We start from the raw sequence: 12167 nt of genomic DNA, 5'->3' as shown, positions 1-12167 counted from the left end.
GGTGCCGGCCCGCCCACTCGTGACGGTTGCGATCCTTACTCGGCGGTGGCGCTCTCGTAGGCCCGCATGGCCGCCGTCTGGGCGTCGGCCAGGGCGTCCTCGATCGACTTCTCACCGAGCAGTGCGGCGCCCACGGCGTTGTTCAGCTCCGTCTGGATGGTCTGACCCGCCGGCGAGGCGCCGAACGTCAGGCCGTAGCCGACGACGTCGTAGTAGGTCGAGATCACCTGGTCGAAGTTGTCGTTGCCCGACGGCTTCACCCACTGGTCGCGGATGGCCTCGTCGGCCGCCGGCGAACCGGTGAACAGGCCGGTGTTGATGCCGCCGTCGGCGGCACGGGTCTCGCCACGGGCGTCACCGGCTGCCAGCCACGCGTCCTGCGACGTGAGGTTGATCATCCAGGCGCAGGCCGCGGCCGGGTTCTTGGCGCCCACCGGGACGACGAACGACGTGCCGGAGGCCACGGAGAACGGCTGCCCGTCGGCGTCCTTGAACGGCACCGCCTGGATGTCGATCTTGTCGACGTACGGCGAGAGCACGTTCGGGTACCACTGGGCGTTCACCTGCGCGCCGACCTGGTTGGCGACGAACTGGTTGTTCTCGCCGAACGTGTCGAACGAGTCGGTCAGGCTCTTCACCTTCGCGAAGCCGCCCTGTGCGTCGTTGATGCGCTTCAGCAGCTCGAGGCCCGCCACGTTGCTCGGGTCGTCGAGGGTGGGGGCGCCGTTCTCGTCGGCGAGCTGGCCGCCCTGACCGAGCACCCAGAGCTCGGCCTGGCCGGTGGAGACCGGGTCGAAGCCCAGACGCGTGGGCACGCCGCCGCTCTCCTGGTACATCTTCTCCACGGCCGCGATCAGGCGGTCGGGATCGGAGGTGTCGATGTCCTCGGGCGTGAGGCCCGCCTCGTCGAGCACGGTCATGTTCACGAGGATCGCCGGCGGCTGGTAGAACTGCGGGACCGCCCACACCGAGCCGTCCAGCGTCACGTCGTCGACGACCGACTGGTACCACTGCTCGGACGGGTCGACGCCCTGCGCCTCGAAGCACGAGTCGAGCGGCTCGATGAGACCCTGCGACGCGTACTGGGCGACGTAGCGACGATCCATCTGGACGACGTCGGGGACGTCGCCGCTGGCGATGCGGGTCGTGAGCTTCTGCACGTCGAACGCCGTCGCGTCGAGCTCGATGTCGACGTCGGACAGCTGCTCGGCGGCGTAGTCCAGGCGGGACTGGCCGACGTCGTCGGCGTTCTCGAAGCCCCAGGCGTTGAGCGTTCCGGTGGGCTCCGCCGAGAAGTCGATGCCGCTCTCGGGAGCGCCCTCCTCCTCGCCGCCGCCACCACAACCGGTGAGGGCCAGTGCGGCAACCGCACCGATCGCCACCAGACCAACAATGCGCTTGCGCATCTCGTTCCTTTCCATCAGGGGCGGCTACTCCGCTGCCCCCGGTATCCGACTGCAAAATGTGGGAACCTTCCCACACAATGTAGCGAGATTTCCCGGGCTCTACAACGGGGATTCCGCGTGTTTATCGGTTTGTGATCTAGTCGAGCTGGAATCGATGCCACAGGGGCGAATCGGGTCAGCCCTTGGTTCCGGTCGTCGCGATGCCCTGGATGAAGTACCGCTGCCCGAAGGCGAACATGATGAGCATGGGCACCGTGACCACCAGCGCCGCCACCATGACGTACTGGTAGTCGCCCTGCCCGCCGTTGGTGGGGCTGTACTTCGTCATGGCATAGGCGAGCCCCAGCGGGGCGGTGAAGTCGTCGGGCGTGCCGGCGTTGAGGTAGATGAGCGCCGCCTGCAGGTTGTTCCAGCTGGCCTGGAACTCGAAGAGGAAGACGATGATGAACGACGGGATCGACAGCGGCATCGCGATCCGCCAGAACATCCCCCAGTAGCTGGCGCCGTCCAGACGGGCGGCCTCGAAGAGCTCCTTGGGGAGACCCAGGAAGAACTGGCGCTGCAGGAAGATGTAGAACGCCGACCCGAACAGGTTCATGCCCCACAGCGGCACCCACGTGCCGAGCATCCCCGTCTCCTTCCAGATCAGGTAGATCGGGATCATGGTCACGGCACCGGGCAGCATCATCGTCGCGATGACGAGCCCGAAGAGCAGATTTCGACCGGGGAAGCGGAAGTAGGCGAAGCCGAAGGCGACGATCGAGCTCGAGACGGCCACCGCTGTCGCCGCGAGCAGCGCGATCGCGATGCTGTTGAACATCCAGCTCAGCAGCGGCAGCTGATTCCACACGTCCACGTAGTTGCTCGGGAGGAACGTGTTCGGGATGAGCCGGTTGTCGAAGACCTCGCCGCGCGGCTTGAAGCTGGCCGCGACCAGCCACGCGAAGGGGTACAGGAAGAGCATCGCGACGGCGGCCGACACGATCCACAGGAGCACCTTGCCGAGGCCGGTCTGCGGCCCGCGCCAGCGGCGGCGACGCCGAGGGGGCGTCGGAGCGAGCGAGACGGCCGCCTCCGGGGAGGGCAGCGCGGCCCCCGGAGTCTGCTGGGTGATGGCCATCAACGGTTCCCCTCGTAGTACACGAATCGGTTGCCGAACTTCACCTGGATCAGCGTGATGATCATGATGATGACGAACAGCAGCCAGGCCATCGCCGCGGCGAAGCCGAAGTTGAACTGACGGAACGCCTGCTGGAACAGGTAGATCGCGTAGAACAGCGCCGCATCGGGCGACGAGTTGCTCTGGTCCCGCCAGAACACGACGTAGGCCTGGTCGAAGATCTGGAAGGCGGCGATCGAGAGGACGATGACGTTGAAGAACATCGCCCCAGAGATCATCGGCAGGGTGATCGAGAAGAACTTGCGGACCGCCCCGGCCCCGTCGATCGAGGCGACCTCGTACAGCTCCACGGGCACGTTCTTCAGGGCGGCGAGGAAGATCACCATCGTGCCGCCGACCGCCCACAGCGACATCAGCACGATGCTGACCTTCACCCACGCCGGGTCGATCAGCCACTGCGGCCCCTCGATCCCGAAGATGCGCAGGAACTGGTTGATGGCGCCGGTGTTGCCGTTGAGGAGCAGGAAGAAGAGGGTCGCCGTGGCGACGGCGGGCGTCATCTTCGGCAGGTAGTAGACGGTGCGGAAGAAGCCGGCACCGCGCGTCATGCGGCTGAGGAGCATGGCGAGCGCGAGCGCCACGACGATCTCCAGCGGCACGGCGAGCACGGCGTAGAAGAGCGTGTTGGCCAGCGACAGCGCGATCTTGGGGTCCTCGAACAGCTGGGCGTAGTTGTCGAACCCGACGGGACGGGCGCGATTGGTCGCGAGGTTGTAGTCGCTGAAGGACATGTAGAGGCTGTAGACCATGGCGCCCGCCGTGAAGACGAGGAACCCCACCATCCACGGAGCGATGAAGAGGTACCCCGCCACCACTTCGCGGCGGTTGTAGCGCTCCCGGGGACGCTTCGTCCTGGGTGCGCGCTCGCCGCGGCGGCGCGGTGCGGCCTCTGTCGCGAGCGCGTCGGCGGCTACGCCGGCCCCTGCGCTCACGGTCTCGTCCTCATCCCGGTCTCGACGCACATGGTGCTTCCTCCACTGGTCGTCCATGTAGTGTGGCATCGTTACCACATTGCACCGACTATAAGCCTGAACCCGCCCCTTGGCAACCGGGGTGACGGTCGGGCGGGAAGCGGGTACACCATGGACGCCGACGTCATCGTGTACGGCGGGACGGCCGCCGGGGTCTGCGCCGCGGTCGCCGCCGCACGGGTCGGCGCGACCACCGTCCTGCTGGTCGCGGGCTCGCACGTGGGCGGCATGATGAGCGGCGGGCTCGGCTACACCGACGTCGGCGACGTCCGTGCCCTCGGCGGCATGGCGGCCGAGTTCCGCGCCGCGGTCGCCGCACACTACGGGGTGGCGGTGGGCCGCTACGCCGGACCCGAGCCCCGGGTCGCCGAGGAGATCTTCCTCTCCTGGCTCGACGAGGCCGGCGTCGAGGTGGTCGTCGACTGCGAGCTCCGGGACGTCTCGCTCCAGGACACCCGGATCGACCGGCTCCGGCTGGGCGACGGCACGCTCGTCCGCGGCGCCGTCTTCGTCGACGCCTCGTACGAGGGCGACCTGCTCGCCGCGGCGGGCGCGACCTGCGCGATCGGCCGCGAGTCCCGCGCGCTGCACGGCGAGCGGTTCGCGGGCCGCCAGGAGCTCCTCCCCGGACGGCACAGCACGCCCGCGTGGATCTCCCCGTTCCGCGACGATGCGTCCGGGCAGGAGGAGGGGGCGCTCCTCCCGCAGATCGCACCGGGTCCGCCGGCGGAGGTCGGCGAGGGCGACGGCGGCGTCATGTCGTACGGGTACCGCGTCTGCCTGACGACGGCGGCGGACCGCATCCCCTTCCGCCGTCGCGAGGGCTTCGACGACGCGCACTGGGAGCTCGGGCGACGGCTGTTCCGCGATGCCGAGCGGCGCGGCGACGTGCAGCCGGCGGGCCGCTACCTCGGGCTCGAGCCGAACCTGCCCGGGGGGAAGGCCGACGGCAACTCCCTCGGTCCGTTCTCCCTGAGCGTGCTCGACCGGACGGCGTGGGAGTACCCCGCGGGCTCGGCGGGGCGGCGGGAGGAGATCCGCCGCCACCATCTGGCGCACACCGAGGACTTCCTCTGGTTCCTCGCGAACGACCCCGGCGTGCCGCGGGACGTGCGGCGCGAGATGCAGCGCTGGGGACTGCCGGCCGACGAGTTCGCCGACACCGGGCACCTGCCCCACCAGCTCTACGTGCGCGAGGCGCGCCGCCTCCAGGGCGAGGCGGTCCTCACCGAGCACGACCTCCGGGCGGGACGGCTGCCGCGCGACGTCGTGGCCCTGGGCTCGTACCACCTCGACATCCGCGAGGTCCAGCGCACGTGGCGGTGGGTGCACGAGCACCCGCGGCCGGTCGCGATGGTGTTCACCGAGGGCTACCTGTCGGTGCCGGTGCCGGTCTACGGCATCGGCTACCGCGCGCTCCTGCCCCGGCGGGAGGAGTGCGGCAACCTCCTCGCCGCCGTGTGCGTGTCGGCCTCGCACGTCGCCTTCTCGTCGATCCGCATGGAGCCGCAGTACCAGATGCTCGGCCAGGCCGCCGGGACCGCCGCCGCGCTGGCGTCGCGCACCGGCGTCCCGCTCCACGCCCTCGACGTGGAGCTGCTCCAGCAGCGCCTGCGCGACGACGGCGCCGTGCTGAGTGTGTGAGCCCGCCGTGTCAGCCGGCGATGCGCACCGCGACGCCCCGGGCGCGGATGCCGTCGAGCACCGCCGTGTCGGCGCGCGAGTCGGTCACGAGCACGTCGGCGCGCTCGACGTCCATGATGCGCACCGGCGCGCTGCCGCCGATCTTCGCCCCGTCGGCGACCACGACGACGCGGTCGGCCTGCTCGGCGAGGACCCTCTTGATGGCCGCGTCCAGCGTGCTGGTGCCCCACAGCCCGTCGGCGGTGATCGCGGTCGCCGACAGCACGGCGACCTGGGTGCGCACCGATCGCAGCGCGGCTTCGGCGATCGGTCCGGCGAACGCGCGCGTATCGGACTGGTACTCGCCGCCGGCGCAGATCAGGGCGTCGGGCCGGCGTCCGGCGAGCGCCGTGACCACGGGCAGGGAGTGGGTGACCACCGTGCGCGCGCGCACGAGCGCCGTCATCGCGGCCACGGTCGTGCCGGCGTCCAGGGCGACGACGTCGGCGCCCTCGAGCTCGGCGGCGGCGGCCTCGACGACCAGCCGCTTGAACGAGGCGTCGACCGCCGTGCGCCGTTCGAACGGCAGTGCGGCCCCGGCGAGGGTGGCCCCGCCCGCCACCCGGCGCACGCGTCCCGCGTCGGAGAGCCGCTGGAGGTCGCGCCGCACCGTCATCTCCGAGACGCCCATGCGCTCGGCCGCGTCGGCCGACGCGAGATACCCCTCGGCGGCGAGCATCCGCAGCAGCTCCGCGCGACGTTCGGGTGCTCCGGTGTAGCGCATGCGCCCATCCCAGCGGGTTTGTGCGCGATTGTCAAACGACGAACAATCTTGCAGATGTGTTCGAATTGTCACAGACTGACGCCGTGACGCTCTCCCTCGGCATCGACGTCGGCAGCACGACCACCAAGGTCGCCCTCGTCGACGTGCGCGGGGGGCGGGACGTCGATGCACCCCGCGTGCTCCGCGTCGCGCAGGTCCGCACCCCCGACACGTCCGAGGGGCTCCGCGACGCGCTGTCCGAACTGGTGCGCGGGTGCACGGCAGGCGCCGACGGGGCGATCGCCGCCATCGGCGTCGCCTCCATGGCCGAGACCGGCATCCCCCTGGGCCCGGGCGGCGAGCCGCTCGCGCCCTTTCAGCGCTGGGACCGGGCCGCGGGCCGCGAGCACCTCGACAGGTTGAGGGAGCAGCACCCTGATCTGCTGACGCGCACGGGCCTTCCCGCGACGCCCAAGCCGACCCTCGTCGCGCTCCACCGGCTGCGAGCGCAGCAGCCGGACGCCTTCGCGCGGCTGGCGCGCTGGCAGGGCGTGGCGGATCACGTGACCGCGATGCTCACCGGCGCCCATGCCACCGACCACACCCTCGCCGCGCGCACCATGCTCCGCCGCCGCGGCGCCCGCGAGTGGGACGCCGAGCTCGTGGCGGCCGCGGGCATCGGTCCCGACGTGCTCCCCCGCATCCTCGACACGGGAGAGGCGGCCGGACGGACGACGCGGGCCGCGGCCGCGTTCGGGCTGCCCGCCGGGATCCCGGTGCACATCGCCGGTCACGACCACGCCGTCGGAGCATGGGCCGCCGGGGTGCGCCGGTCCGGAGAGGCGGCCGACTCGCTCGGCACCGCGGAGGCCGTTCTGGTCCTCACCGACGAGGCCGCGCCGGCCGCCGTCGACGACGGCTTCAGCCTGGGCCGCTCGGTCGACGACCGCTACGACACGGTGATGGGCGGCAGCCCTGCGTGCGGCGCGCTGCTGGCGGACTGGCCGGCCGCCGTCGCGGACGTGCTGGCGGAGGCGGACCCCGGTCACTGGCCGACGAGCCCGGTCACCGTGCTGCCGTATCCGCGCGGCCGCCAATGCCCCGCGCCCGACCCCGGCGCGGTGCTCGAGACGATCGGCGGTGCCGGCCCGGGCGGGAGCACCCCTGCGGACCCGTCCGGCGCGTACGCCCTGCTGCAGTCCCTCGTCCTGCACTCCCGGTGGATGCGCGAGGTCGCCGCCGCCCACGCCGGTCGCCGGGTCGACCGGGTGGTCCTGCTGGGATCACTGGCGTCGCGCTTCCCGGTGTGGGGACCGCTCGCCGCCGCCGCCGCCCGTTCCGGGATGCGCGGCGGGACCGCGGTCGCCCGCTCCGCCACTCGCGAGCCGGTCGCCGCGGGGGCCGCCCGCCTCGCGGCGGTCCGCGCGCACCTCGCCGCCGACGATGCGGCGCTCCCCGTCGCAGAGGTCGCCCCGGCGACGGCTGCCGGATGGGAGGAGGCCTACGACCGGGTCGTCGCCGCCGCCCTCGCCTCGTCGGCGCACGCCGCCGCCCGCCGCGCCGGCCGGGTCCCCGACCCCCGACCCCCCGATCCCCCGTCCTCGATCCAGGAGCACCATGACGACCCTCGACAGCATCGCCCGGCCCACCGGCACCTTCGCCATGGTGGCGATGGACCAGCGTGAGAGCCTCCGCCACATGTTCGACCTCGCCGGACGGGGACGCCCCGCCGACGACGTGCTCATCGACTTCAAGTCCGCGGTGGCGACCGAGCTCGGCCCGCTCGCCTCGGCCTTCCTGGCCGATCGGCAGTTCGGCTTCGAGCGCGTGCGCCGCTCCCTCCCCCCGCAGACGGGCCTCATCCTGGCCGTCGACGCGCTGGACCAGCAGGACGGCGGCCCCGTCGAGGACACCGACATCGACGACGAGGCTGCGGCGGGCCCGCTCGACGGCGTCGACGCGCTCAAGCTGCTGATCATCTGGCGCCGCGACGCGCATCGCGAGCGACGCATCGAGCTCGCCGAGCGGTTCATCGCCCTCGCGCGCAGCAAGGGCGTCCTCTCGGTGCTCGAGCCCGTGGTCCGCGAGACGCCGGGCGAATCCGGATGGGATGCCGACGTCGCGATCCGCGAGGCCGCGCGCGAGCTCGGCGCCCTCGGCCCCGACCTCTACAAGGCCCAGGTGCCGCTCGCAGGCGAGGGCGACGAGCGCGCTCAGCGGCGTGCGAGTGCGGCGCTGAACGACAGCATGAGCGGCCCCTGGGTCGTGCTCTCGCAGGGCGTCGCCCGCGAGCGGTTCGAGCCGGCCGTGCGCGCCGCCTGCCAGGAGGGCGCGAGCGGGTTCCTCGCCGGCCGCGCCCTCTGGAGCGACGTCGTCGGGAGCGCCGACCTCGCCGCCGACCTCCGCGCGCGATCGGTGCCGCGCCTGGCGGCCCTCATCGACACCGTCGACGAGTTCGGCCGTCCCTGGTCCGAGGCGGGGCGTGGACGCGCCGCGGCCGGGGAAGTCCGCGCATGAGAGCGGGCGTGCTGCACACGGTCCCCGCGCTCGCGGCGTCCTTCCACGAGCTGCTGCTGGCCGAGCGGGAGGACCTCGACCTCGTCCACGTCGTCGATCCGTCGCTCCTCAGCGAGACGGTCGCCGCCGGCGAGGTCACCCCGCGCGTCCAGGAGGGCGTGACGCGCCACGTCGCCGCGCTGGCGGCGGCGGGGGCCCAGGCGGTCCTCGTCACGTGCTCCTCGATCGGCGAGGCGGCCGAGGCCGCCGCTCGCGCCACCGGGGTCGCCCTCGTGCGCGTCGACGAGGCGATGGCCCGGGAGGCGGTGGTGCGCGCCCGCGCCGCGGCGACCGGGGAGCGCCCGGGCAGGATCGCCGTGCTCGCGACGCTGTCCGCGACCCTCGGACCCACCGGGCGCCTCGTCGAGCGCGTGCGCGAGGAGGATCCGCGGGTGCGGGTGACCGCGTCGGTGGTCGCCGACGCCGCAGCGGCGCGGGCGGCAGGCGACCAGGCGCGCCATGACGAGCTCATCGCGGCGGCGGTTGCCGCGGCCGACGCCGACGTCATCGTGCTGGCGCAGGCCTCGATGGCCGCCGGGGCCGGCGACGACCCGCGCGTGCTCACCTCGCCCCGCAGCGGCGCCGCCGCGTTCGTCGCGGCGCTCGGAGCCGCCGCGTGAGCGGGGTCTCGCTCCTGGCGTATGCGGACCGCCTCTGCGACTCCGGCCGCGCCGTCGGCGACCTGACGACGCTGCGGAAGCTGCTCGCGGGCGAGCTCTCGGTGCTCACCGGGGTGCACGTGCTGCCCTTCTACACGCCCTACGACGGCGACGACGCCGGCTTCGACCCGGTCGACCACGCCACCGTGGATCCCCGCCTGGGCACCTGGGACGACGTCCGCGCCATCGCCGCGCACACCGAGGTCACCGCCGACATCATCGTCAACCACGTCTCGGCGCACTCTGCCGAGTTCGTCGACTGGCTCGAGCGCGGCGAGGCATCGGCGCACGATGGCATGTTCCTCACGTTCGACACGGTGTTCCCGCACGGCGCGACCGAAGCCGACATCACCGCCTTCTACCGGCCGCGGCCGGGCGTGCCGTTCACGCCCTATCGCGCCCGCGACGGCCGGCGGCGCCTCGTCTGGACCACCTTCATGCCCTCGCAGGTCGACATCGACGTGCGTCACCGGGCGGGGATCGCCTACCTGGAGGGGCTCGCCGACACCCTCGCGGCGGGCGGGGTGACCACGGTCCGGCTGGATGCGGTCGGGTACGCGGTGAAGACGCCCGGCACGGACTCCTTCATGACGCCCGACACCCTGGCCTTCGTCGCGCAGGCGGCCGAGATCATCCGCGCGCGGGGGCTCCGCGTGCTCGTCGAGGTGCACGCGCACTACTCGCAGCAGCTGGCCATCGCACCGCTCGTCGACCTGGTGTACGACTTCGCCCTTCCCCCGCTGCTGCTGCACTCCCTCGGCACCGGCCGCACGGACCGGCTCGCCCACTGGCTCGGCATCCGGCCCGCCAACGCCGTGACGGTGCTCGACACGCACGACGGCATCGGCGTCATCGACGCGGGTCCGGGCGCGGGCCTTCCGGGCCTCCTCACCGAGGAGGAGATGGCGGCCGTCTTCGCCCGCGCAGCCGACGCCACCGGCGGCCACTCGACCCTCGCGTCGGTCACTCCCACGTGGGCGAGCATGCCGCATCAGATCAACGCCACGTTCTTCAGCGTGCTCGGCGGCGACACCTGGCGGATGCTGCTGGCCCGCGCCGTGCAGGCGTTCGTGCCGGGCGAGCCGCAGTTCTACTACGTGGGCCTGCTCGGCGGCCTCGACGATCGCGACCGCTTCGCGGCGACGGGTCAGGGGCGGGAGGTCAACCGCCACCGCTACACGCGCGAGGAGCTCGATCGCGCCCTCGCGACTCCCGTGACGCGCGGGCAGCTCGCACTGGCCGCCCTGCGCCGGCATGCGGTCTTCGGAGGCGCGTTCTCGTGGTCGCAGCCCGACGAGGCCTCGCTCGAGCTGGTCTGGCGATCGGCGGCCGAAGGGGGGACTCCGACGCACGAGGCGCGGCTGCTCGCGCGGTTCGACGAGCCCGACTTCACGATCACTCTCGACGGCGCGGAGGTGCCGCTCGACGGGTGATCAGCCCTCGTCGGCGGCCAGGACCTCGCGCACGAAGTCGGGGATGACGTCGGTCGCGACCTTGGCCGGGTGCGACAGCGCGAGCTCCAGTGCGGCGCGCGTCCGCATCGGGTCGGCCCCCGGGCGCCCCTCGAGCAGGTCGAGGGCGTCGCGCCCCGCACGCGCCATGTGGGCCGCCGCTTCCGCCCAGGGCCGGAGCGAGCGGGCGGGCTCGGCGCCGGCGCCGGCGAGCGCGCGGTCGAGGGCGGCGAGCTCGTCGAGCCGCTCGCGCAGCGCGGCGGATGCCTCGGCGTCCCCCGCCAGGACGCCACGGGTGAGCGCGCGCAGCTCGGGGTCCATCGTCGCCGACGGCGGCCACGACGAGAGCGTCCGCACGAGAGGGGCGAGGCGTTCGGCGTCGGCGCCGCCGACCAGGTCCAGCGTGACGCGGGCGGCGCGGGCGGGATCGTAGCCCGCCGGGTTCCACGCCCAGTCGGCGAAGGCCGCGATGCCGAACCACCCGGGAGCGCACTCGACCATCGGATTGGTCCAGGCGCCGCGCAGCGCCGAGCCGGCGACGTCGCCCGTGCGGCCCGTGAGCGGCCCGAGGAAGGCGCGGCCCCGGTCGAAATCGTTGACCGGGAAGTTGTCCCAGAGCGCCAGGCGGTCGCCGAACACGTCCGCCGCGGCGTCGATGTCGTCGCGCGAGATCTCCCCCACCACGATGTCGCGGCCGGTCCACCACACGAGCACGTGGGCGGGGACGCCCGCGGCGAACGCCTCGCGGTAGTCGCTGCGGTGGATCCCGGCGTAGTCGGTGGGGACGACGATCGGCAGCGGGAGCCCGCGCGGCTCCTGCACGTCGCGCACGAAGCGCCGGACGGCCGCGGCATGGGCCGCGCCGAGCCCGGCGCCGCCCGCCCCGAATGCGGCGACGTCGGCGTCGTGCACGGGTTCGGGCGGCACGTCGTCGAAGAGCAGCGCGAACCGCCCGATGCCGGCGCCGACCAGCTGAGCCGCCTTCGCGGCGAGGAGCTCGTGCTCGGCATCGTCGGAGAACACCATCGAGCCGGCGGGGTGGAGGGCGAACACGAAGTCGATCCCCTCGGCGTGCGCGGCGTCGGCCAGGCGCTGCAGCCGGGCCAGCTCGGCCGCGGGATACGGCTCCCGCCAGCGCACCCGATGGTACGGGTCATCCTTCGGCGCGTAGACGTAGGAGGTGAGCTTCACCCGCCGCGCCAGGCGGAAGGTGGCGATGCGCTCCTCGTCGCTCCACGGCTCGCCGTAGAACCCCTCGATGATGCCGCGGTGGGCCAGGGTCGGGGCGTCGTCGATCTCGAGGTCGGGGATCCCTCCGAATCGCCGCGTCAGCTGATCGAGGGTGGTCTCGGCATGGGTCGTCCCGCGGGCGTCCGAGGCGGTGACCGTCACGAGACCGCGGGCCGCGTGCAGCCGATAGCCCTCGGGGGCGAGGCGGGGATCGAGGTGGCGGACCACGTCGCGGACCGGGTGCACGGCGCCTGTCGGCGACGGGCCGCCCACGGCGGCGGGCTGCGGCAGGAGCTCGAGCGGGACGCGGGCATCCTTGACCATATGG

General features: G+C 72.9%; 10 protein-coding genes. 5 read left to right on the top strand and 5 right to left on the bottom strand.

The window, feature by feature from the left end; all coding sequences use genetic code 11:
- Positions 1–35: 35 nt before the first annotated feature.
- From QQZ13_RS09830 to QQZ13_RS09820, 3 genes are all read right to left on the bottom strand, one after another.
- On the bottom strand, positions 36–1421 hold the full coding sequence (locus tag QQZ13_RS09830; RefSeq protein WP_284528856.1) for an ABC transporter substrate-binding protein: 1386 nt from the start codon (positions 1419–1421) through the stop codon (positions 36–38).
- A 160-nt stretch (positions 1422–1581) separates the two neighbouring features.
- Positions 1582–2526 carry a carbohydrate ABC transporter permease gene (locus QQZ13_RS09825; protein ID WP_284528855.1) on the bottom strand — a complete coding sequence of 315 codons (945 nt, stop codon included), beginning with the start codon at positions 2524–2526 and terminating at the stop codon, positions 1582–1584.
- Positions 2526–3401 carry a carbohydrate ABC transporter permease gene (locus tag QQZ13_RS09820; protein WP_284529166.1) on the bottom strand — a complete coding sequence of 292 codons (876 nt, stop codon included), beginning with the start codon at positions 3399–3401 and terminating at the stop codon, positions 2526–2528. Before QQZ13_RS09820 ends, QQZ13_RS09825 begins: the two co-directional genes overlap by 1 nt.
- A gap of 267 nt (positions 3402–3668) precedes the next feature.
- On the opposite strand from QQZ13_RS09820, the gene QQZ13_RS09815 reads away from it, so the two are divergent.
- Positions 3669–5201 carry an FAD-dependent oxidoreductase gene (locus tag QQZ13_RS09815; RefSeq protein WP_284528854.1) on the top strand — a complete coding sequence of 511 codons (1533 nt, stop codon included), beginning with the start codon at positions 3669–3671 and terminating at the stop codon, positions 5199–5201.
- Between the two features lie 10 nt (positions 5202–5211).
- Here the strand turns inward: QQZ13_RS09815 and QQZ13_RS09810 are convergent, their stop codons facing one another.
- Positions 5212–5964, bottom strand: coding sequence for a DeoR/GlpR family DNA-binding transcription regulator (locus tag QQZ13_RS09810; RefSeq protein WP_284528853.1), 753 nt, complete (start codon positions 5962–5964; stop codon positions 5212–5214).
- A gap of 83 nt (positions 5965–6047) precedes the next feature.
- On the opposite strand from QQZ13_RS09810, the gene QQZ13_RS09805 reads away from it, so the two are divergent.
- The 4 genes from QQZ13_RS09805 to QQZ13_RS09790 are packed head-to-tail and all read left to right on the top strand — an operon-like array spanning position 6048 to position 10591.
- Positions 6048–7628 (top strand): FGGY family carbohydrate kinase, encoded by a 1581-nt coding sequence (locus QQZ13_RS09805; RefSeq protein WP_284528852.1) that lies wholly within the window; start codon positions 6048–6050, stop codon positions 7626–7628.
- A complete protein-coding gene (locus tag QQZ13_RS09800; RefSeq protein WP_284528851.1) occupies positions 7561–8460 on the top strand; it encodes a hypothetical protein in 900 nt (299 codons plus the stop codon). The genes QQZ13_RS09805 and QQZ13_RS09800 overlap by 68 nt, the downstream gene beginning before the upstream one ends.
- Positions 8457–9119, top strand: a complete 663-nt coding sequence (locus QQZ13_RS09795; RefSeq protein WP_284528850.1) for an aspartate/glutamate racemase family protein — start codon at positions 8457–8459, stop codon at positions 9117–9119. Before QQZ13_RS09800 ends, QQZ13_RS09795 begins: the two co-directional genes overlap by 4 nt.
- A complete protein-coding gene (locus tag QQZ13_RS09790) occupies positions 9116–10591 on the top strand; it encodes an alpha-amylase family glycosyl hydrolase (protein WP_284528849.1) in 1476 nt (491 codons plus the stop codon). Before QQZ13_RS09795 ends, QQZ13_RS09790 begins: the two co-directional genes overlap by 4 nt.
- Here the strand turns inward: QQZ13_RS09790 and QQZ13_RS09785 are convergent, their stop codons facing one another.
- Positions 10592–12163 carry a beta-N-acetylglucosaminidase domain-containing protein gene (locus QQZ13_RS09785; RefSeq protein WP_284528848.1) on the bottom strand — a complete coding sequence of 524 codons (1572 nt, stop codon included), beginning with the start codon at positions 12161–12163 and terminating at the stop codon, positions 10592–10594.
- Between the last annotated feature and the right edge of the window lie 4 nt (positions 12164–12167).

Origin of the sequence: Microbacterium sp. T2.11-28, from assembly GCF_950097975.1 — a bacterium.
In the GTDB taxonomy this organism is placed as follows: domain Bacteria; phylum Actinomycetota; class Actinomycetes; order Actinomycetales; family Microbacteriaceae; genus Microbacterium.
The sequence above is the reverse complement of the archived record's forward strand: the minus strand, read 5'-3'. Positions and strand labels throughout refer to the sequence as shown.

What these genes read in the sequence shown, in the direction of transcription:
- QQZ13_RS09830 (WP_284528856.1), bottom strand. Translation starts at nt 1,421, where the DNA reads ATGGAAAGGAACGAGATGCGCAAGCGCATTGTTGGTCTGGTGGCGATC.
- QQZ13_RS09825 (WP_284528855.1), bottom strand. Translation starts at nt 2,526, where the DNA reads ATGGCCATCACCCAGCAGACTCCGGGGGCCGCGCTGCCCTCCCCGGAG.
- QQZ13_RS09815 (WP_284528854.1), top strand. Translation starts at nt 3,669, where the DNA reads ATGGACGCCGACGTCATCGTGTACGGCGGGACGGCCGCCGGGGTCTGC.
- QQZ13_RS09810 (WP_284528853.1), bottom strand. Translation starts at nt 5,964, where the DNA reads ATGCGCTACACCGGAGCACCCGAACGTCGCGCGGAGCTGCTGCGGATG.
- QQZ13_RS09800 (WP_284528851.1), top strand. Translation starts at nt 7,561, where the DNA reads ATGACGACCCTCGACAGCATCGCCCGGCCCACCGGCACCTTCGCCATG.
- QQZ13_RS09795 (WP_284528850.1), top strand. Translation starts at nt 8,457, where the DNA reads ATGAGAGCGGGCGTGCTGCACACGGTCCCCGCGCTCGCGGCGTCCTTC.
- QQZ13_RS09785 (WP_284528848.1), bottom strand. Translation starts at nt 12,163, where the DNA reads ATGGTCAAGGATGCCCGCGTCCCGCTCGAGCTCCTGCCGCAGCCCGCC.